This window comes from Actinomadura harenae, from assembly GCF_003696215.1.
Classification (GTDB): domain Bacteria; phylum Actinomycetota; class Actinomycetes; order Streptosporangiales; family Streptosporangiaceae; genus Spirillospora; species Spirillospora harenae.
This window is the reverse complement of record NZ_RFFG01000115.1, coordinates 1,742-23,031: the sequence shown is the minus strand read 5'-3', so window position 1 is coordinate 23,031 and position 21,290 is coordinate 1,742. Positions and strand designations below refer to the sequence as shown.

The following is a 21,290-nucleotide window of genomic DNA, read 5'->3' as shown; positions in this document are numbered from 1 at the left end:
CGCCGACGATGACGACATGGCGGGCGGCGGGGTGGGCGGCGCGGCCCGCGGCGGGGCGCCCGGCGGCGGGGCGGCTCATCGCTCCTCCCCCGGCTCGCGCGACTGGGTGGTGATCTCGTCGCCGTCGCACGCGCGGCGGCGGCAGGCCCGCACGTCGCGTTCGCCGTTGACGGTGCGGCGGGGCGTCCGGCGGCGGGGCGGCTCATCGCTCCTCCCCCGGCTCGCGCGACTGGGTGGTGATCTCGTCGCCGTCGCACGCGCGGCGGCGGCAGGCCCGCACGTCGCGTTCGCCGTTGACGGTGACGAGGCAGTCGAAGCAGACGCCGATGCCGCAGAACACGCCGCGCGGCTCGCCGGACGGCCCGGACCGCCACGAGCGGCGGCCGTCCGCGAGCAGCACGCCCGCGACGGTCTGGCCCGCGGTGCCGGGCACCGGGACGCCGTCCACGGTGATGGTCAGCGGGGTCGCGCGGCGCCGGACGGCGTCCGTGCCCGCGGGGACGATGCGGGGGCTCACGCTGCTCCTTCCGAAGCGTCGGCGCCGAGGACGGCGGGCCGGTCGGCCCGGAACGGCTCCGGGTCGAGGGACGGCGCGGACCCGGTGACCAGCTCGCGCAGCAGGAGCGCGGTGCCCACCGAGAGGCCGATGCCCGCGCCCTCGTGGCCGCTGGCGTGCCAGAGCCCGGGCAGGCGCGGGTCGGGTCCGATGACAGGGAGGTGGTCGGGGACGTAGGGCCGGAACCCGCCGTACGCGCGCATCACCTGCGCGCCCGTGAGGCCCGGGTACAGGCGCAGCGCCTTGCGGGCGATCTCGGCGAGGACGTGCGGGCGGATCCGGTCGTCGAACCCGACGCGGCGTCGGGCCGAGCCGAGCAGGACGGTCCCGGCGCGGGTGGACTCGACGACGGCGGAGGTCTGGAGGTCCTGCGCGCCGCTGCCGACCGCGCCGACGTAGTCGGCGTCGTAGACCTTGTGGAAGACGGTGGGCGGGAGCGGCGTGGTGACCAGCACCTCGCCGCGCCGGGGCCGGACGTCGACCGGCGCGCCGAGCCGGGTCGCGGTCTCGCCGGACCAGGGCCCGGCGGCGTTCACGACGAGGTCGGCGGGCAGGACGCCGCCGGAGGTGCGGACGCCGGTGAGGCGGCCCCCTTCGACGCGCGCGCCGAGCAGTTCGCAGCCGGTGCGGAGTTCCGCGCTGTGCCGCAGGGCGTCGGCCAGGAGCGCCGTCGCCGCGCCGGACGGCTGGACCTGCGCGTCGTCCGGGTAGTGGACGGCGGCGGCGACGTCGCGGGTGAGGTGGGGTTCGGCGGCCGCGAGGGCCCGCTCGTCCATCGGCTCGGCGATGACTCCGGCGGCGCGCTGGCCTTCGGCGAACTTCTCCAGGGCGCGGGCGCCGTCGCCGGTCGTCGCGACGACGATGCCGCCCTTGGGGTCCCACTCGACGGACTCGCGGTTCGGCAGGTCGTCGAGGATCTCGGGCCACAGCCGCCGGGACAGCTGCGCCAGCTCCAGCTCGGCGCCCGGTCCCTTGTCGGAGACCAGGATGTTGCCCTCGCCGTGCGCGGTGGTCGCCGCCGCGGGCCCGCCCCGGTCCAGGACGGTCACCGCGAGGCCGGACCGTGCCAGCTCCCGCGCGCAGGCGGCGCCGACGATCCCGGCGCCCACGACCACGACGCGCATGCTTCCCCCTCCAACTCGTTCGTTAAACCGAACGCTTCGGAGGCTACGACGCGCGTTCACGCCCTGTCAACGGCGCCGCGTCGCGGAGTTCACGGATTTTCGGCCAGGCAGGGCGGTCCGGCCTTGGCGGAGTGAAGCCGCTGGTCAGCACGGTACTGGAGGAGGAGCACCGATCGGACCGGGCCGTCCAGCGCGGTGTAGCTGTGCGGGAGCAGGCCGTCGAAGCCGACGTAGTCGCCGGGGCCGAGCTCGACCTCCCGTCCGTCGACCCGAACGCCCAGCCGCCCGGACTGGACGATGGTGTGCTCGGTGCCGACGTGGCCGAGCGAGTCCTGCCGGGAAGCGGCCCTGACCTGCTGGTCGTACACCTCGAAGATCGCGTCGCCGGACTCGATGCCGCGCAGCGGGCGCAGGTCGACGCCCGCGCCGGCGAGCACCTCCACGTCCGCGGAGCGCACCACGGTCAGCCCGTTCGGCCGGTCGTTGTCCAGCAGGTCGGAGATCGGCACCTCCAGGGCCCGCGACAGGCTGAACACGGTCTCGATCGTCGGGTTGCCCGCACCCGCCTCGAGCTGCGACAACGTCGCCTTGCCGATCTTGGACCGGCGGGACAGCTCCGACAGCGACAACCCGCGTTCGGCGCGCGCCCGGCGGAGGTTCTCCGCCAGCATGTCGCGCACTGATTCGCTCACCCGCGTTCCCTTCGTCGTCCGGCCGGGCGGACGGCACCCTACCGGCGTTCGCTTTACCGAACGAGTATAGGGCGGGGCCGCCCGGACGCTCCCGACGAGCTCCGGACGGCCCCTGGACCGCCGTCAGTCCCCGCTACCAGGGAAGGGGCCCCTCGGCGTCGCCGTAGGTGCCGGTCGGGCCGTCCGGGGCCACCCGCGCCATCCGGACGATGATCTCCGCGCCCTCCTCGACGGTCTGGTGGCCGCTGTGGTGGTTGAGGTCGGTCGCGGTGTAGCCGGGCTCGACCGCGTTGATCCGCATCTGCGGGAACGCGTTCGCGTACTTCACGGTGATCATGTTCACCGCCGCCTTGGACGTCGGGTAGGCGACGCCGGGGTAGGCGGCGTGCGGCGTCCCCGGGGTGGCGGCGTTCCCCACCGAGGCCAGGCCGCTGCTGACGTTCACGATGACGGGCGCGGCCGACCGCTTCAGCAGCGGCAGGAACGCGTGCGTCACGCGCACCACGCCGTACACGTTGGTCTCGAAGACCTCGCGGAGGGCGTCCGCGGTCAGGTCCTCGGCGCCCGGGACGCTCCCGTCCGGGTTCCGCCACTCGACCCCGGCGTTGTTGACCAGCACGTCCAGCCCGCCGTCCGCCTCGATCGCCTTGGCGGCGGCCTCCACGGACGCGTCGTCGGTGACGTCCAGCAGGACGAACCGCGCGCCCAGCTCCTCGGCGGCCCGGCGGCCCCGCTCGGGGTCCCGCGCCCCGATGTAGACGGTGTGCCCGGCCTCGATCAGCCGCCGCGCGGTCTCGCGGCCCAGGCCCTTGTTCGCTCCGGTGATCAGTGTGGTCGTCATGCCCCCAGCCTTCCCCCGGGGACCGCGCGCCACCAGTCGACCGGGTTTCCTGGGAACGGCAGTACCAGGAACGGGGCCCGGCGGGCGGGCAGACTGGGATCCATGACCACCACGGACTTCGGCCGGACGATGCGGACCTGGCGCGACCGGGTCCAGCCCGGCGCGGCGGGGCTGCCCGCGGGCGGGCGGCGGCGCGCGTCCGGGCTGCGCCGCGAGGAGCTGGCGATGCTCGCCGGGATCTCGGCGGACTACGTGACCCGGCTCGAGCAGGGCCGCGCGGCGCACCCGTCCGGGCAGGTCGTGGAGGCCCTGGCGCGGGCGCTGCGGCTGTCGGGGGACGAGCGGGCGCACCTGTTCCGGCTGGCCGGGATCGTCCCGCCGGGCCCGGACACGGTGCCGCGGTTCGTCACCCCGGGCGTCCACCGGCTGCTGGACCGGATGGCGGGCACGCCCGCCGCGGTCTACGACGCGGCCTGGACGATCCTGCTGGCGAACCCGCCGTTCGCGGCCCTGATGGGCGACCCGTCCGAGTGGCGCGGCGTCGAGCGCAACGTGGTGTGGCGGCACTTCCTCGGCCCCGGCGGCCGGGCCAGGCACACGCCGGAGTCGCTCCTGGAGTTCCACACGGTGATGGTCAGCGACCTGCGGACGGCGGCCGCCGCCTACCCGGCCGACCTGGCCCTGCGGGACCTCATCGCCGAGCTGCGGGCCGGGAGCGAGCGGTTCGCGCGGCTGTGGGACGCGGGCGTGGTCCGGCAGCACGAGCTGCGCCGCAAGACCATCGACCACCCGCGGGTCGGCACGATCGAACTGGACTGCGACATGCTCACCGTGGTGGGCGCCGACCTGCGCGTCATGCTCTACACGGCCGAGCCGGGCACCGAGGACGCCGAGAAGCTCGAGCTCCTCACCGTCCTCGGCACCCAGTCGCTCACCGGCTGAGCGCCGGCCGCCGGGGCCGGGCGGTCAGGCGCGCTTGGCGACCAGGGTGAGCAGGTCGTACTTGGCGACCGACTCACCCTTCTGGTTGGTGACGTCCACGTCCCAGCGGACCTCGCCGTGGTCCGCGCCCTCGCGCGGGATCAGCTGCTTGGCGGTGAGCGTCGCGGTCATCTCGTCGCCCGGGTAGACCGGGGTGAGGAACCGCAGGTTCTCCAGCCCGTAGTTCGCCAGGACGGGCCCCGGGTCGGGGTCGACGAACAGCCCGGCCGCGAACGACAGGACGAGGTAGCCGTGCGCGACGCGCCCGTCGAAGAACGGGTTGGCGGCGGCGGCCTCCTCGTCCATGTGCGCGTAGAACGTGTCGCCGGTGAACTCGGCGAAGTGCTCGACGTCCTCCAGGGTGACCCGGCGCGGACCGGCGACGACGGTGTCGCCGACGCGCAGGTCCTCCAGGTGCTTGCGGAAGGGATGGTCGGTCGTGACCGTCCGCCCGGCGCCCGGCACCCAGCGCCCGGTGATCGCGGTGAGCATCGCCGGGTCGGCCTGGACGGCGGTGCGCTGCATGTGGTGGAGGACGCCGCGCACGCCGCCCATCTCCTCGCCGCCCCCGGCGCGCCCCGGGCCGCCGTGGACGAGCATCGGCAGCGGCGAGCCGTGCCCGGTGGACTCCTTGGCGTCCGTGCCGTTCAGGACGAGCAGGCGGCCGTGCCAGGGCGCGGCGCCGACGACGACCGTCCGGACGAAGCCGGGGTCGGCCGACACGACCGACCCGGCGAGGCTGCCGCGGCCGCGCGCGGCCAGCTCGACGGCCTGCTCGGCGCCCTCGTAGGGGATGAGCGTGGAGACCGGGCCGAACGCCTCGATCTCGTGCGGCTCGGCGCGGGCGGGGTCGTCGGCGCGGAGCAGGATCGGCGACAGGAACGCGCCGCGCTCGGCGTCGGCGTCGACGACGTCCACGTGGGCGGGGTCGCCGAACAGGATCGTCCCGGCGTCCAGCAGGCCCTTGAGCGAGCGGCGGACCTCCTCGCGCTGCTCCAGCGTCGCGAGCGCGCCCATCCGGACGTCGGGGTTCGCCGGGTTCCCGACGGTGACCTTCGCGAGCCGCGCGCGGACGGCCTCCGCGACGTCCTCCATCCGGTCGGCGGGGACGAGCGCGCGGCGGATCGCCGTGCACTTCTGGCCCGCCTTCACGGTCATCTCGGTGACCAGCTGCTTCACGTACAGGTCGAACTCGGGCGTGCCGGGCGCGGCGTCCGGGCCGAGGATCGAGACGTTCAGCGAGTCGGCCTCGGCGTTGAACCGGACCGCGTGCCGGACGACGGCCGGGTGCACGCGCAGCCGGGCGGCGGTGTCGGCGGACCCGGTGAACGCGACGACGTCCTGCTCGGTGACGTGGTCGAGCAGGTCGCCCGCCTCGCCGGTGAGCAGCTGGACCGACCCCTCGGGCAGGATCCCCGACTCCACGATCAGCTCGACGAGCCGCGCGGTCAGGTAGGCGGTCTGCTCGGCGGGCTTGACCAGGCTCGGCATCCCCGCGAGGAACGCGGGCGCCAGCTTCTCCAGCGGCCCCCACACGGGGAAGTTGAACGCGTTGATCTGGACGGCGACGCCGTGCAGCGGCGTGCAGATGTGCTGCGCGACGAACGTCCCGCCCTTGCCGAGCGGCTCGACGGCGCCGTCCACGTAGACGGTGTCGTTGGGCATCTCGCGGCGGCCCTTGCTCGAGAAGGCGAACAGCGTGCCGAAGCCGCCGTCCACGTCGAACCTGGAGTCGCCGAGCGTCGCGCCCGTCCGGGCGGACAGGGCGTACAGCTCCTCGCGGTGCTCCCGCAGGTGGGACGCCAGGGCCTTGAGCAGCGCGGCGCGCTGGTGGAAGGTCAGCTCGCGCAGGGCGGGCCCGCCGACGCGGCGGCCGTACTCCAGGGCGGCGGACCGGTCGAGGCCCTCGGTCGAGATCCGCGCGACCTCCTCGCCGGTCACGGCGTCCCGCAGGGGCGCGCCCTCGCCGCCCCCCTCCTGCCAGGAACCGGACAGATAGCTGCGCAGCACGCTCACGGGACCTCCTCGTCCGCGGTGGGGCGCGCCGCGGCGCCGTCCCCGCGTTACCGACCGAACGTTCAGTATTTTCACCCCGCCGCGGCGGTCGTGTCGAGCGCGGCGGGCGGACGGACCGGGCGAGCCGGGCGGGCCGCCTGGGCGGGCGGTCCGCTCCCCGTCCCTGTTTCCCTCGGCGACCTGGTCAAACGCGATGATCCAGGGCATGGCAGACTGGCGCCCATGAGTTACGCCGCCGCCGACGAGCGCTATGACCGCATGGACTACCGACGCTGCGGGCGCAGCGGCCTCAAGCTGCCCGCGATCTCGCTCGGGCTGTGGCACAACTTCGGCGACGACCGCCCCCTGGACGTCCAGCGGGCGATCCTGCGGCGCGCCTTCGACCTCGGCGTCACCCACTTCGACCTGGCCAACAACTACGGCCCGCCCTACGGCTCGGCGGAGCGGAACTTCGGCCGGCTGTTCCGCGAGGACTTCGTGCCCCACCGGGACGAGCTGATCATCTCCACCAAGGCCGGATACGACATGTGGCCCGGCCCGTACGGCGAGTGGGGCTCGCGCAAGTACCTGCTCTCCAGCCTCGACCAGTCGCTGTCCCGGATGGGCCTGGACTACGTCGACATCTTCTACAGCCACCGTTTCGACCCCGAGACGCCGCTGGAGGAGACGATGGGGGCGCTCGACCACGCCGTCCGGTCCGGGAAGGCGCTGTACGCGGGCATCTCGTCCTACTCCCCCGAGCGGACGGCCGAGGCGGCCGAGATCCTGCGCGAGATGGGCACGCCGCTGCTCATCCACCAGCCGTCCTACTCGATGCTGAACCGGTGGATCGAGGGCGGCCTCCTCGACGTCCTGGACGACAAGGGCGTCGGCTGCATCGCGTTCTCGCCGCTCGCGCAGGGCATGCTGACCGACAAGTACCTGGACGGCGTCCCGGAGGGGTCGCGGGCCAGCCAGGGCAAGTCCCTGTCGCCGGACCTGCTGACCCCCGAGTCCCTCCGGCACATCCGCGCGCTGAACGAGATCGCGCGGTCGCGCGGCCAGTCCCTGGCGCAGATGGCCCTGGCCTGGACGCTGCGCGACCGGCGCGTCACGTCCGCGCTGATCGGCGCGAGCAGCGTCGCCCAGCTGGAGAACAGCCTCGCCAGCCTGGAGAACCGGGTCCTCTCCCCCGAGGAGCTGGCCGCGATCGACCGGGACGCGGTGGAGGCGGGCATCAACATCTGGGCCGCCTCCAGCGCGACCTGACCAGCACTCGCCGTCTAATCCCTGTCGGTGTCGACGTCCCAGGCGGGTTCGGCGACGTCGGCGAACGGGGAGTCGCGGAGCCGGGCGAGGAGACCGAGCCACTCGTCCGGCCATCCGGCGCCGGAGCCGCCGCGGAACACCAGACGCAGCGCGAGCATGTGCCCGGCCGTGTGCTCGCGCTCCAAGAGGGCGTGGACGGCCGGCAGCGTCTCCCGCGTGACCTCTCTCTGGCCGTAGGGTCTGCCGAGGGCGAGCTGCTGGTAGACCCGCTCCGCCAGGACGGGACGGTCGCGCAGCAGATCCGCCAGCGCCGGCAGCCCGGTGACGAGGTCGGCGTCGGTTTCCCGGCCAGCGTTGAGCAGCGCCACGTGGAGGCCCGCCGCCGTCCCGGTGTGGAGCGGAAACCGCGCGAGGACGCCCGCGGCCCCGAGCAGCAGCGGCTCGACCCAGTCCTCGTCGGCGGACGTCAGCGCCAGGTTCCCCAGGCTCCCCGCCAGCGACCGGAGACGCGGCCGGACGCCCTGCTCCGGGGCCAGCCGGGCGAGGACGCCCAGGATCTCGTCCCGGACCGCCCCGACCTCGACCAGCGCCGCGAGCACCATCGCCTCGGTGTCGCCCGCCGGGTCGGCCGGGTCGGATGCCGCGGCCAGGATCTCGGCGTGACCTCCGGGATACCAGCGCGCCCAGGCGGCGAACGCCTTGCTTCCCCGGAACCGCACGCCCGGCATGTCGCCCGACGCCTTCAGGCACGCCTTGATCAGCGTCGCCATGGCCGGCCGGGCGTCCGGCGCGTACTCGGCGGGCGCGGCCTCGAAGAGCGCCCGGAGCATCTCCTCGGACGCGTGGTCGCGTGGAGCCTCGGCCAGCGCCTCCAGCGCGCGGGGGTCACCCGGGAAGCGGCGGAGCGCGACGGCCACGGCGACCCGGACGTCGCGGTGCAGCGCCGGATCGCGCCACGCGCGCAGCAGTGCGTCCAGCGCACCGGGCGGACGGTGCCGCTCGAGCAGCCGGGCCGCCTGCTTGCGCACGGTCACCTTCGTGTCGTGCGAGGTCAGAGCGTCGGCGAGCGCGATCCCGAGGATCGAGGGGCGAACGCGCCCGGCGCACCGCGCGAGGCCCGCGAGGGCCACGGCCGACGCGGGGCCGCGCGCCGTCTCGAGCAGCATCGGCAGGGCGTCCGGATGTCCGGCGGCGGCCTCGATCGCCGCCTCCGCCATGACACCCTCCGCATCCCTCGCCCACGCGCCCACCTCCTGGAGGTGGTGGGGAAGACGTCCCAGTGAGGCGACGGCCCGCATCCGGTCGGCCACGCCGAACGCCTCGTCGCGCGCCGCACCGTCCAGGGAGGCCCCGGCGGCCCGCAGCTGCGACGGAGTCCAGCGGCCGGGACGGGCGTCCCTGACGTCCGGGATCCAGGGGCCGAACCGGTTGCCCGGGTCGCGGTCGAAGGTGAGCAGGTCGGTGCGGCGGTTCGCGACCGCGCGCCAGACTTCGGGCAGCGCGATCAGCGCCGGGTCCTCCGCGAGGAGCTCGGCGGCCCGCTCGGGATCACGCGCGAGGTGGAAGCGCGCCGCCACCGCGCCGATGTCCTCGGGCGCGTGGAGCGCGGCCGCGTGCAGATCGCCGTCCAGGCCGGTCGGGCGGCGCCCGAAGGACGCCGCGACCGCGACGGACACCTCGTGGTCACCGCGCTCGCGCGCCGCCTGGAGGTGCGGTGCGAACGCTTCGAGGAGGGCCCCCTCGCCGCCCCGGGGAACCGCACGGTCGAGCCGGTGGTCGTCGGAGGACCTCCGGCGGCTCCCCCGCCGCCGGTGGTGCGGCAGCGGCTCGTCGGCGGAGGCGGAACGCAGCGCGTCGGCTCCGAAGCGTCCGAGCAGCCCGGCGAGCGCGGCGGCCGCCCACGCGGTGAGCGCGGGATCGGTCCGATGCCGCAGGACGCGGACGGCCAGGCGGCGCACGGCCCGCACGGTCTCCCGGGAGGTGTCGCGGGATTCGACGACGGCCCTGGTCAGCGCCCCCAGCGGCTCCGCGCACGCCTCGGACAGGGCACGCGGGCTGAGCGCGGTCACCGCGTCGAACAGCTCGGCGCGCAGCGGGTCCGGCTCGTTCCGGACGCGCCGGACGATCTCCGCCAACCGCCCGGCGACGACGGCGGGATCCCCGGTGCGGGCCGCGTTCGCCAGCAGCAGCGTCCGGGCGAGGCCGCGCCTCCGGGGGTCACCGCCCAGGGACGCCTCGACCAACGCCCCCACCGCCTCGCCGTACGGCAGGAACGAGGTCAGGCGGAGCAGGTCGTCCGGGTCGTCCAGGTGATCGTGGGACGAGTGCCGGACCGACGCGTTCCAGTCGAGGAGGCCGCGCGCCTCACGGGCGGCCGTCTCCGGGGACAGCCACGGCAGCATCGGCAGGACCTTCCACGCCCGAGCCTTGCCGTCCCCGTCGCCGACGGCCAGCCGGAACACACGGTCGCGGCGGTGCGGCGGCAGGTCGGCGAGCATCGCCGGGATACCGAACGGTCCCCGCAGCAGGCGCCTGGCGACGACGTCGTCCGAGCAGAGCCGCGGCCTGAACAGCCCCCGGGCGGGCCGCACGTTCCCCTGCCCGGCGAGCAGCGCGGCGAACCCGGCCGGGTCCTGGCGGTAGAGCGCCCTCACCGCCTTCACGGGCAGGCGGTTGGCGTGGCGCAGCAGGCCGGTGCGGACGAACACGTCCCTGGCCCCGCCCGGACAGGCCTCGGCGACCGCGACGATCCCGGCGGCCCGCCGGTTCAGGAAGCTCCAGGGGCTTCCGCCGGCCTCGCTCAGTTCGCGTTCGGCCAGGTCGAGGAACGCCTCCGGGTGGCGCGCGGCCAGGGCGCGCCACATCGTGACGGCGTGCGCGAGCTCCGGCAGCAGCCGGGCGACGGTGTCGGTGGAGCAGGCGGGCAGAAGGGCCGCCGCGTCGCGGTCGCCGTGCCGTTCGCGGACGTCCGGGAGGAGCCGGTCGGCGAGGGCCGTCCGGCGGGCGTACAGAAGCGTCCGGTAGACGGATCGCCGCAGGTCGGTGGGCGCGTCGTCGAGAGCGCGCGCGACGGCGTCGTCCGGGACGGGCAGGGTGCGGACGGCCCGCAGCGCGGCCTTCCGCAGCTCCAGGTCCGGCCCGGCGAGGAGTTCGGCGACGTGGTCGAGGTCGCGGGCGGCCATCGCCATGTGGAGCGCCGTGCGCCGCCCGTGGCGTCCGCGCGCGGACAGGTCGGCGATCAGCGCGTCGAGCTCGGGGGTCCCGGCGAGCCGCCGGGCGTGCAGGGCCAGCACGCGCATGCGGCGCGGATAGGCCAGGGGTTCGATGTCCAGGAGCAGCCCTTCGGCTGCGAGGGGGCTCAACGGCCTGGGCGGAGGACGCCCTTCCAGTCGATCATGCCGTCGATGATGAACGACGGGCCCGGCCCCTCGCAACCCGCCTCACGGCGGCCGGGTTCAGTGCGTGTGGTCGGGGCGGGCCAGCGTCGGGTCGGCGAGCAGCCGCTCGAAGTTCGCCCGGCTGCCGTCGTCCACGAACGTGTACACGACCAGGCGCGTCCCCGGGCGGGCGCTCACGTCGAACCCGGTGGTGCGCGTCGCGATCAGTCCCGCCTTCGGGTAGAGGAAGTCCTTCTGGCAGGGCTGCGGGACGGCGACGTCCTGGTTCCGCCACAGCTCGGCGAACCGCGGGCTGGCCTCCACGAGCCGCTCGACCAGGCGCTGGAACTCCGGGTCGTCCCGGTTCCGGACGTACCGGTACCGGAACATCGCGACGTTCTCGGCGACCTGCTCGTCCAGGTTGGAACACGGGTTGCAGCACGGCGGCAGAGTGAAGAACTGCCACATCGAGTTCCGCTCGCCCTCGGGCGCCCCGGTCACCCACGGCGCCAGCGTCGCGTACGCGTCGTTCCAGGCCAGCGCGTCACTGCGCGCGTTCGACACGACAGCGGGCAGCGGCCCGAGCCGGTCCATGATCGCCCGGACGTCCTCGCTGAGCGCCGACACGACGTCCGGCTCCGGTGGCGCGGCCACCTCCGACAGCCGGTACAGGTGCTCGCGCTCGACCGTGTCCAGGCGCAGCGTCCGCGACACCGCGTCCAGCACCTGGGTGCTGACGTTGATCGGACGGCCCTGCTCCAGCCACGTGTACCAGGTGACGCCGACCCCGGCGAGCTGCGCGACCTCCTCGCGCCGCAGGCCGGGCGTCCGCCGCCGGGGCGCGGGCGGCAGCCCGACGTCCTCGGGCGCGATCCGCTCCCGCCTGCTCCGCAGGAACGCCGCCAGCTCGTCCCGCCGGCGCCGTCCCCCGTTCGTCCGCTCCGTCATCATCGCCGTCACGCCCCCAGTCTCGCCGACCCCGGCACGATGATCCAGGTGGTGTCAGTACCAGTATCAAGGTGCTCCCGGTCCCATGTCTGGAACCTGCCGCGCCACACGTCCCACGACGTATGCGCTTCGAGCACGCTCCAACCCATCCCGACCACGCGCCAAGCACCTCAAGCACCAGCGGATTCCGGCTCGGGTGCGGCTCTCTCGAGGGGATCCATCGGCGCCGCTCGGCGGGGGCCGCAGGAAGAGCAGCCCCGGCCGGCCGGCGGGGGCCAGGCTGACAGATCCACATTCGGGTGCTTATGATGCCCCGGATGAAGAACAATTCCTCGTACAGATCGGGGGAATCGTTCGCGCAAGGTGAGTGCTGATGGCACCCCACTCCGCGAACATTCCGGCCCATCTGCTGATGTGGCAGCGCGTGCGTGAGTACGCCGTACCACTGTCCATGATCGAGACCGCGACCGCACGGCGTGCGGTCGGTGACTGGGCGGGGGCCTGCGCCTCCGCTCGGATCGACATCGATTTCGATCTGCGCGCCGTGCGTGACCGCTACGGCACCGAGTTCGTCACCCTCCTCAGAGCGGATCTGCGTCGGCTGGCACCGGATCTGCTTCGCTGGCACATGCCCCGCATCGCTCCCCACGGGCGGATCCGGCCCGGCCTGACCATCTCCCTCAGCCGTTACGGCCGTTCCGGCACCACACCGCTGCAGTTGGTGGTGCGAACACCGCCGACTTGGGCGGACGCCGGCCAACGGATGTCCCTGGCCCTCTGGGACGAGCACGGTGACGGCGCACCGAGGCACCATCCGCACCCCCATCCCGCCCGGCGTTTCCGGCTCGACCTGCACCGGCATCTGTGGGACTCCAGCCGGTGCGGCGAACTGGCGTCGCGCTGCGGTGCGGACGCCGCGCCGGTCCCGGCACTCCCCGACCGGCCCCGCCCGCTCACCTGGCTGAAGGGGCAGTCCCGGCCCGATCCCTCCGACGTCGACGATCACGCGTGGGCGTCGGCGCGGTGGGCCGCCGAGGCCGAGCTGTTGCTTAAGGCGGAGGGCGACTCCAGCGGGGTCTTCACCGTGCGGTTCGGCGCACGTGACCACGGGGTGTTCGAACTCGTCGCCCCCGATGACCACCACGTCCCGACCTTCCGGCCGCTTCGACACGTGCTGCCGCCTCAGGTGGGCGCGCCGCTGCCGGTGCTACCGGAGGCGGCGGCCCGGATCCTTCCGGATCTGGCGTTGCTGCGGGCCGGGCTCGTCGCCGCCGATCGGCTGCATCCGCTCGTGGCCGGTGCGTTGCCGGCGTCCGGAGCAGAACCCGCGCCCGGCCCTGAGCATCACCCCGGCGACCCCCACAGAGTGGAGTGCCGGGGCGACGTCCACCGGATCGCGCTGCGGGACGGCGTACTGGCGGCGGTCGACCACGACCCGGCACAACTGCGCCGGGAAGAGCTGCTGGTGGCACTCGGTGGCCCCGCGCTGCCGTGCCTCCGCGCGATCGACGCGGTGCACCGCGACCCGCAGGCACTGCCCGCCGTTCGGGAGCGGCTCGTCCACGGCGATGTCTCGGGGGCGCTGTCCGTGGTCGAAGGCCTGCTCGGTCCTGGTGCGGTCCTGCGCGACGGGCCGCTGCGAGAGACGCTGGAGTCGTCCGCGGCCGGCCATCTCCACCAGGGGCTCTTCCGCTCCGGGCTGCACCCCGTGCACCCTCCCGCGACGCGCCCCGCACAGCGCGGCCGGGCACGACTCCGTACCGGTCCAGCACGAAGAGGCTGAGCCCCGCCCTCCCACCGCGAATTCCGCACGACATGGCCACACCGTCCTCCGGCCATGCCGTCCATTTCGACTACCCCCAGGTGATGCCCATGATCTCCAGTGCCCTTCCGTCCACCTCGGTCCTGACGGCCGGGACGTCCGCCGACGCATCCGGAACCGACCCGCAACTCGTTCTCGCTGACGACCTCTTGGCCCTGCTGCGAACGACCACCACCGAGACGCGCCCCGACGAGCAGCTCGAGGCGCTCACCCTGGCCGTGGCAGCCGACCTGCCCGTCCTGCTGTGGGGCGAACCGGGCATCGGCAAGACCGCGGCTCTGACGCAGCTCGCCGCCTCGCTCGACCTGCCGCTGACGACCGTGATCGCCAGCGTCCACGAGCCGACGGACTTCTCCGGGCTGCCCATCGTCGGCGACGATCCGGCGACGCAAGGAGTGCCCATGGCACCGCCTCAGTGGGCGGTGGACCTCGTACGTGCCGGACGGGGTCTGCTCTTCCTGGACGAACTCTCCACCGCCACACCGGCCGTCCAGGCCGCGCTGCTCAGGGTCGTACTGGAGCGGAAGGTCGGTGCGCTGCAACTGCCGCCCGGGGTACGGATCGTGGCCGCCGCCAATCCGCGCGCGTCGGCAGCCGACGGATGGGAGCTGAGCCCGCCACTGGCCAATCGATTCGTGCACCTGTACTGGGTCCACGACCGGGACACCGTGGTACGCGGGCTGGGCGGGGTCTGGCCCCGGCCGCGGCTGCCCCGGCTGGTGCCGGAGAAGCTGCCGGAGGCGGTGGCGTACGCCCGGCAGGCGGTCTGCGGATTCCTGCAGGCACGGCCGACACTGATCCACCGGCTGCCGAGCACGGAGACACGACGTGGCGGTGCCTGGCCGTCACCCCGGAGCTGGGAGGCCGCGCTGACACTGCTGGCCTTCGGTACGGCGGCGTCCGTCTCCCGGGAGGTGCTGGCGTTGCTGGTACGGGGCGCGGTGGGCGACGGGCCGGGGCTCGAACTTCTCGCCCATCTGGACCGGATGGACCTGCCGGACCCCGAGTCGCTGCTGGCCGATCCCGCGTCCGCCGAACTGCCGGTGCGGGGAGACCTGCGTCAGGCGACCTTGGAGGCGGTGGTGGCCGCCGTGGGTGCGCGGCCCCAGCGGGAGCGCTGGGAGGCGGGCTGGATGGTCCTGGTCCGGGCGCTGGAGACCGGTGCCGCGGACCTGCTGGTCGCCCCGGCGAAGGTCCTGGCCTCGCTGCGACGCGACGACTGGGAAGTGCCGGAGTCGATGGAACGGCTGGCCGGAGTGATCGGTCTCGCCCGGCGGGCGGATCAGTCCGTACTGCGCGCCACGGGGCCGGCCGGCGGCAAGCGTACGGCGGGGGCGGGCCGATGACGGGGACCTCGAAGCCTCCGATGGCCCGGCCCGCACCGCCGCGTCCGGTGCCGGCCTCCGCGCCCCCACGCCCGACCGGGTCCGGCGAGCCGCACAGACCGCCCGGCCTCCCACTGGACCTGGAGAAACTGCTGGCCGCTCGACTGCACGCGGTACGGGTCCGTCCCTATCTGGCGAGCGCGCTCTTCGCGCTGCACGTCGTGGAGGACCGTTCGGTGCCGACGATGGCGGTCGATGCGCACTGGCGCTGCTACGTCTCCCCCGGCTTCGTCGCGCGCACCCCGGTGGAAGAGCTGGCAGGCGTCTGGGTGCACGAGGTCTCCCATCTGCTGCGAGACCATCACGGACGGGGAGATCGGTACGCGAAGGAGCAGGGGAAGAACGGACCGGGCGAACGGCTGCGGCGGAACATCGCCGCCGACTTCGAGATCAACGACGACATCTACGGAGACGGCCTTCCCCTTCCCGCCGGGGCGGCCCTGCCGTCCATGCTGAGACTGTCCGACGGGATGCTCATGGAGGAGTACCTGCGGACGACCTCCCTGTCCGGGCTCACGGCGGAACTGGCCTGGCTGGACTGCGGCAGCGGGGCCGACGGACAAGCCCGTTCATGGGATGCGGGGCCCAACGGGGCACATGGCCTGAGCAGACAGCAGCGGGACGCGGTGCGCTTCCGGGTCGCCGAGGGGATCAAGGGCAAGCCGGGCGACGCGCCGGAGGGCTGGCGCCGCTGGGCGGACGAGGCGTTCCATCCGCCTCAGCCGTGGCGGCAGTTGCTGGGGGCGGCGGTCCGCTCCGCAGCGGGAGGCCCTGGGGCGGGAGAGGATCACAGCTACCGGCGTCCGTCCCGGCGCGCGGCCGCTGTTCCCGGTGTGCTCCTGCCGAGCCTGCGCCGTAAGCCGCCCAAGGTCTGCGTGGTGATCGACACATCCAGTTCGGTCAGCGATGCCGAGCTGGGAGGCGCGCTGCTGGAGGTGGCGGCGATCTCGCGGGCGGTGGGCGGACGGCGCGACCTGGTGTCGGTGATCTCCTGCGACGCGGCGGCCGGGATCGCCGTTCCCCTCTGCCGAGCCGAGAACCTCGAGCTGATCGGTGGCGGAGGAACGGATCTGCGCTCGGGTTTCACCCAGGCGCTCCGCTCTCGGCCTCGCCCGGACGTGATCGTCGCCCTGACGGACGGCCAGACGCCCTGGCCCGCCGAGCAGCCCCCTTGCCGCACCGTGGTGGGTCTCTTTCCCCGTCCAGCGAGCGCGGTGGACGAGGAGGACCCCGACTATGCCCCGGACAGCCCGCCGCACTGGGCCCACGTCGTCACGATCGGCTGAAAGGCGCAGGATATGAACAGCGTCAAGCGATGCGGGCCTGGCGGCGGCCTCCGATTCACTCCGAGACCGGCCGCTCATCGATGGGACAGAGTCCGGCTGGCCGACGGACTTGGCCCCGCGCGGCAGGCCATCAGCGCAGCAAGTGACAAGCGGACAACCGGCGCGCTCCGGCCAAATGGCCGCATGGTCGCAGCGCTGGAACGGGTCCTCCGCTGGGACCGCAAGAGCATCGAGCGGGTGTAGCGGAGCGACGAGCCGACCGCTGGTCGCCCCGCACCCAAGCAGAGCAGGCGCGGAGCGACCGTGATGCCACGGCGCGCTATCCCGACTTCGTCGGGACCGATCCACTCCTCCAGCGGATCCGCTCGCCCGCCCGGCGGCCGGATCCTCTTCTGCGCGGACGGCGAGCCGGTACCGGTCACCCGCGGGTCGGCCCTGACGGTTCGTTCCGAATGGAGACGGCACGTTGATTCCGAAGTCGCGCCAGGCCGTGCCGAAGTCCTGATAGTAGAACGTGGAGCCGTTGCTACCGGTGACCGTCCCCTTGGCCACGACCTCGTCGTTACCAGTGTGCCCTCGTGGCCGATCTCCTCGATGTCCAGCAGTTCGAGTCGGCGCTCACCCGGTATGGGCTCGCCTGGGCGAGTTCTTCGAGGTGGCGGCGCACCGCTGAGTGGCGGTCCGGATCTCACCGCACGCTTCTCAGGCTCGGTCTCCGTCAGGCCTGCACCAGCCTTACTTCATAGCCACCCGCCTCTCCTCGACGAAAGTCGCGTCGCCGCAACGCGACCTCCGAGCGGGAGATTTAGCGAATATCGAAGGTGTTATAGCTCCGGTGACTTTCGGACGGCGTGCACCCTTGACTTGGGAGTACCTTCAGAGTTTACGTATGCGCGGACGATCGAACCCGGCTTCAGGTTGACTCGACATATATATTTTCGCGATAAGCCAGGCTGGCGACGGTTAAAGATTCCTTTACCTGACGCTTACTTGGCCCTAACTGCGACTCGAACTAGCTTCCACAACGGAGATCAACTCCACCGCCTCCCCGCCGGCGTCCCCCCTCTCAGCGAGGAGAACGATGAGTCCGCGCATGGTGACCCGCCTGCTCCCCCTGGCGTTCATCGCTAGTACGGCCGTCCTCGGCGGAACCACCACCGCCTTCGCAGCGGCCCCCACAACGAACACCCCCAACAACGTCCAGGCCGAAATCGACGACCAGCTCCGCACCCACCCCGGGGGTGTACAGACCGGTCCCAACGAGATCACCTACAAGAACGGCAAGGTGGTCCTCAACATCCCGAGCAACCCCACCCTGGTCGACACCTGTGCTTCCGGCGCGTACTGCTTCTTTGACGGCCCTGACTTCACGGGTCGCATGCTCACCTTCCGCGACTGCGGCGGCAACCAGTCGCTCACCGACTACGGCTTCGGCAACAAGACCTCCTCCTGGCAGAACAAGACCAAACACACTGTCGAGGTCTACGACAAGGACGTCACCCCGTTCGTGACCCTGTGGCGGGAAGCGCCCAACAGCGCCGCCTCCGTGGTCAGCGCAGCCACCTACAACAAGGCCGACTTCTTCCACACCTACTGCGGGAGTTGAGCCATGCGCCGCATCATCGCAGCAGCGGTGGCGCTAGTAGGAGCAGCTGCGACCGTCCTCGCCAGCACTCCAGCCGCACGGGCGACAGCGCCGCCGACGACCACCACCACCACCACACTGCCCAACGCGAGAATGGTTCAGGGATACACCTCTGACCCGCGCTACGTGAACACCCCTGGAGCCATCTACCAGGACCTCAAGCAGGGGCTGCCACTGGAACGCGTGGGCGGGGGCACGGCCGCCGACCACCGGCAGATACCGAAGAACATGGCTGACGCCGAACGCATCGCCGCGGCCGCCAAGGACACCTACACTGCCGATGCCGATGCCGACGCCTACACCGGCTCTCGGACACGCTTCGCTTCGCCGTTCAACTGGCAGACCTGTCGAGACAACCAGGACAAGTCCGGAGCGACCGGGGGCTGGGTCCGCGATCACTTCGCCTACTGTCAGGCAGGAAAGACCTGGGCGCAGGTCTGGTACGGGGCATGTCCCGGACCTGACTGCAAGGACTCCTACATCGAGGCGAAGGTGTGGGTAGTTGGATACGGCAAGGCGGGAGCCGTGCCCGGCAGCAACGATGACCGATACGTCGAGTTTCAGCAGCGCGTCACCGAGTTCAATTACGCCGGCGCGGACAAGGGGGAACTCTGGAAGAGGTATCCCACCACCCTCGCCATGAAAATGGAATGCAAGGCGGTCCCCGGATCCACTGGTGCCTGCAACGAGGGCAACCGTAACGGCCGAACCGCCACGGTAGACGAATGGGTGGCGGCCGACGGCTTCACTGAGTCCCAGTTCGTCTCTCCTGCCAAGACCGCCAGCGCGGCCAATGGCGAACAGCTGGTCCGAGCCGTGGCGAACCCCTGGTACTCCTTCGCCGTCGGCGGTTACACGCCAGCGCCAGAGTTCACGCGTGGCGGTGAGACCGGCGTCCGCTTCGATTCAGCGTGGTACATGTACAAGGTCGCCAAGAAGGGCTCGATCTTCGACCGGGTCGCACCGTTCATCGCCTTCAGCAACCGCGCCGACTCGGGCTACAAGATCGCAGCCGACCACCTGCAGAAGGCACTCACCCGCCCTGGTGAGACCAAGCCACCGTTCACCGACAAGCAGATCCCTGGCAGCGCGGCCTCCGACCCCCTGCACCGTCTCTACAAGGGGATCAGCGAGAAGAACCGCCTGCGCTACAACCGCAACTACCAGGAAGCGGTCAAGGCTTGCAACCAGTGGTTCCCCGGCTGGCAGACACAGAACGACACGGACGGTAAGAAGAAGCAGTGCGACGAGTTCCCCTTCCGGTCCACCTATGAAGGCGTGGCCCGCTCCATGACGGACTACGAGAACGACCTAGGCGGCGCCAAATACGCCAACATGTTCTCGGTTCAGCCGTTGAGCGGTCCCCAGAACGTGGCCGCTGGAGGCTTGCTGTGCCGCTTCTACAGCGACGACCGCATCCTCAACATGGACGCCTTCCACGTCAAGGTCCGCGCGCCGGAGACCGTTCTGCCCAACAAGGCCGCACTGGCCCCGAAGGCGACGGCGCAAGATCCGACGGACCCCGACGATCCCGACGAGATCACCTGCGGCAACGCTGATGGCACCTGACCATTAGATTAAGCTCCTGACCGCGAGGGGTGGGCCGCATACTCGCAGCCCACCCCTCGCCATACCTGTAGGGCATAGTCATGAGTGCACTGATCGCATCCACCGAGTACGTCACGTCCGCCGACGACGACCGCTTCGGCATCGGAGTGGATGCCGAGTATGACTACGGCCCCGTCCCCTCCCCCTCGCAACACGGCTGGTTCGGCGCTTGCGAACACGAGATCACGATCCGCGTTGCCAACCCCGACCAGGTCGAGTTCCTGCTTCGCTTCGAAACCTGGGACGGCGAACCAACTGCCCCTGAATCGCTGCCCGAGGTCGACGGGACCTTCCTACTGAACATCTCCAGCGGCGTGCTCGGCGTCAACGAGGGCACGGGCGGCTTTGAACCCGGGGTGATCACCGTTCAACCAGGCAGGTACTACGCGCGGATCAGCGGGTACGGCCGCAACAGCGCCGCCGAATCCCGGGACGCCACTGGCGAGCGTTATCTCACCCAGTTGTGGCCTACGCGAGAAGCACGCTGTTGAGCGCGAGTCGAAGCGCGGAGCGGGCTGGCTTTTTCGGCAACACCGTCACCCCTCGGGCCCAGGTCGGTATGACATGCCGAGACGGCCCGCCCTCCCGAAAATGCGGTACTGGCCAATTAAGGATGACGAGACAATCACCTCCCGCTGAGCGGGAGCATGTATAGGCCACTCTGCGGAAGACTACGCCGACGAGGTCCCCCTGCCCAGCATTAACGGGTGGCTCGTTTCGTGGCTGCTGAGCAGCGGCTCTCCGAGACGGCAAAGGAGCTGCCCCGCGCGATCGACATCGCCAACGGCGAGGCCGAACTCACCGACGAGCAGCGCGCCGCCTGGGACGCCACGTGGGCGGAGATGCAGCAGATCGCCGCGGACATCCGGATCGACCCGTGGTGGGCCGAGGTCGACCAGGCACAGGCACGCCTAGAACTGCTGCGCGCGGCACGCGAGCGGGCCACGCAGCTGCTCTCCCAGCGCGAGCTGAAGTAGCAAGGGCATCCCGACGTTAGCCCCGACGGCTGGCGTGCTTTCTGACGCAGCAAACAGAAACCGATCACAGTAGTCACTGTGCAAAGAAGTTGTTGAACGGCGAACGCTCAACTCGATACAGTCGCCAAAAGCCGGATATGTCGATGAGATACAGAAAGGAAAATTGTGAGTACATCCTCCAGGATCGCCGCCACGATAGCGACTGCAACGATAGCGCTTACGACCGTGGCAACTGCTACCACTCCCGCACTCGCTAGCACCCATCGTAGCGAGAAAGCAACAAAGATCATTCCCGGCTGCGACGCGGAGCTCTGGGTCAGTCATCCCAAAAAGGGCACATACTGGGCATACGCTTACGTTGGAGCGCTCGCCGGCTCTCCCTGGACATGCGTGGGATACGTGAAGAACACATCAGGCAACAAAAGCTGGACTGCGAGTGGCGGTGGATGGAGTGGCGGCGTGTGGGACGGGAATCGGTACAAGGCATGGGCGTGCGTCTACTCGTACTATAAAGGCAAGCTTAAGTCCTCAGGGTGCACAAAGGTGTGGTGACCACAGATAACCAGGGTTAATTGGTGTTGGCGGGTGTGGTGGTGAGGGTGAGGCCCGTGATGGTGAGGCAGCCGTCGATGACGTCGGGGTGATGCTGGATCACCTTGAGACGATGCTTGATCATGTGGGCGAGGTGGTCGAGGTCGGTGGTCAGGAAGTTGACCATGGAGCGTTTCAGCAGGGACCACACGCTCTCCACGGGGTTGAGGTCGGGGGCTTAGGCCGGCAGGTA

At 71.7% G+C, this 21,290-nt stretch carries 17 protein-coding genes; 9 read left to right on the top strand and 8 right to left on the bottom strand.

The features are described 5' to 3' along the window. Positions 1-202: 202 nt before the first annotated feature. From EBO15_RS36695 to EBO15_RS36680, 4 genes are all read right to left on the bottom strand, one after another. Positions 203-517 carry a (2Fe-2S)-binding protein gene (locus tag EBO15_RS36695; RefSeq protein ID WP_122199075.1) on the bottom strand — a complete coding sequence of 105 codons (315 nt, stop codon included), beginning with the start codon at positions 515-517 and terminating at the stop codon, positions 203-205. Next, positions 514-1,680: an NAD(P)/FAD-dependent oxidoreductase gene (locus EBO15_RS36690; protein WP_122199074.1), complete on the bottom strand. Its 1,167-nt coding sequence runs from the start codon at positions 1,678-1,680 to the stop codon at positions 514-516. The genes EBO15_RS36695 and EBO15_RS36690 overlap by 4 nt, the downstream gene beginning before the upstream one ends. Positions 1,681-1,769: 89 nt before the next feature. Further along, positions 1,770-2,372, bottom strand: coding sequence for a helix-turn-helix domain-containing protein (locus EBO15_RS36685; RefSeq protein ID WP_233616693.1), 603 nt, complete (start codon positions 2,370-2,372; stop codon positions 1,770-1,772). Between the two features lie 133 nt (positions 2,373-2,505). Beyond that, positions 2,506-3,213, bottom strand: coding sequence for an SDR family NAD(P)-dependent oxidoreductase (locus tag EBO15_RS36680; protein WP_122199073.1), 708 nt, complete (start codon positions 3,211-3,213; stop codon positions 2,506-2,508). A 102-nt stretch (positions 3,214-3,315) separates the two neighbouring features. Between EBO15_RS36680 and EBO15_RS36675 the strand changes: the two genes are divergently transcribed. Further along, on the top strand, positions 3,316-4,155 hold the full coding sequence (locus EBO15_RS36675; protein WP_122199072.1) for a helix-turn-helix transcriptional regulator: 840 nt from the start codon (positions 3,316-3,318) through the stop codon (positions 4,153-4,155). A gap of 24 nt (positions 4,156-4,179) precedes the next feature. Here EBO15_RS36675 and paaZ read toward each other — a convergent pair whose 3' ends face one another. Next, the gene (paaZ, locus tag EBO15_RS36670) at positions 4,180-6,210 is read right to left on the bottom strand and encodes a phenylacetic acid degradation bifunctional protein PaaZ (RefSeq protein WP_122199071.1); all 2,031 of its coding nucleotides are present in this window, start codon (positions 6,208-6,210) and stop codon (positions 4,180-4,182) included. Positions 6,211-6,432: 222 nt separating this feature from the next. Between paaZ and mgrA the strand changes: the two genes are divergently transcribed. Continuing rightward, on the top strand, positions 6,433-7,458 hold the full coding sequence (mgrA, locus tag EBO15_RS36665) for an L-glyceraldehyde 3-phosphate reductase (protein WP_122199070.1): 1,026 nt from the start codon (positions 6,433-6,435) through the stop codon (positions 7,456-7,458). Positions 7,459-7,472: 14 nt separating this feature from the next. Here mgrA and EBO15_RS36660 read toward each other — a convergent pair whose 3' ends face one another. Beyond that, positions 7,473-10,820, bottom strand: a complete 3,348-nt coding sequence (locus EBO15_RS36660; protein WP_122199069.1) for a HEAT repeat domain-containing protein — start codon at positions 10,818-10,820, stop codon at positions 7,473-7,475. A 93-nt stretch (positions 10,821-10,913) separates the two neighbouring features. Next, positions 10,914-11,786, bottom strand: a complete 873-nt coding sequence (locus EBO15_RS36655) for a helix-turn-helix transcriptional regulator (protein WP_122199079.1) — start codon at positions 11,784-11,786, stop codon at positions 10,914-10,916. Positions 11,787-12,156: 370 nt separating this feature from the next. On the opposite strand from EBO15_RS36655, the gene EBO15_RS36650 reads away from it, so the two are divergent. From EBO15_RS36650 to EBO15_RS36620, 7 genes are all read left to right on the top strand, one after another. Next, the gene (locus EBO15_RS36650) at positions 12,157-13,566 is read left to right on the top strand and encodes a hypothetical protein (protein WP_122199078.1); all 1,410 of its coding nucleotides are present in this window, start codon (positions 12,157-12,159) and stop codon (positions 13,564-13,566) included. 32 nt (positions 13,567-13,598) lie between these two features. Next, positions 13,599-14,951: an AAA family ATPase gene (locus EBO15_RS36645; RefSeq protein ID WP_233616692.1), complete on the top strand. Its 1,353-nt coding sequence runs from the start codon at positions 13,599-13,601 to the stop codon at positions 14,949-14,951. Beyond that, the gene (locus tag EBO15_RS36640) at positions 14,948-16,276 is read left to right on the top strand and encodes a vWA domain-containing protein (protein WP_233616691.1); all 1,329 of its coding nucleotides are present in this window, start codon (positions 14,948-14,950) and stop codon (positions 16,274-16,276) included. Before EBO15_RS36645 ends, EBO15_RS36640 begins: the two co-directional genes overlap by 4 nt. 1,081 nt (positions 16,277-17,357) lie before the next feature. Next, positions 17,358-17,882 (top strand): peptidase inhibitor family I36 protein, encoded by a 525-nt coding sequence (locus tag EBO15_RS36635; protein ID WP_122199067.1) that lies wholly within the window; start codon positions 17,358-17,360, stop codon positions 17,880-17,882. A gap of 3 nt (positions 17,883-17,885) precedes the next feature. Continuing rightward, the gene (locus EBO15_RS45535; RefSeq protein WP_199745037.1) at positions 17,886-19,490 is read left to right on the top strand and encodes a NucA/NucB deoxyribonuclease domain-containing protein; all 1,605 of its coding nucleotides are present in this window, start codon (positions 17,886-17,888) and stop codon (positions 19,488-19,490) included. An 80-nt stretch (positions 19,491-19,570) separates the two neighbouring features. Then, positions 19,571-20,020: a hypothetical protein gene (locus EBO15_RS36625; RefSeq protein ID WP_122199066.1), complete on the top strand. Its 450-nt coding sequence runs from the start codon at positions 19,571-19,573 to the stop codon at positions 20,018-20,020. A gap of 216 nt (positions 20,021-20,236) precedes the next feature. Further along, positions 20,237-20,506: a hypothetical protein gene (locus EBO15_RS36620; protein ID WP_147481826.1), complete on the top strand. Its 270-nt coding sequence runs from the start codon at positions 20,237-20,239 to the stop codon at positions 20,504-20,506. 568 nt (positions 20,507-21,074) lie between these two features. Here EBO15_RS36620 and EBO15_RS36615 read toward each other — a convergent pair. Further along, entirely contained in the window at positions 21,075-21,257 is a 183-nt protein-coding gene (locus EBO15_RS36615; protein ID WP_122199064.1) for a hypothetical protein, read from the bottom strand. Positions 21,258-21,290: the final 33 nt, after the last annotated feature.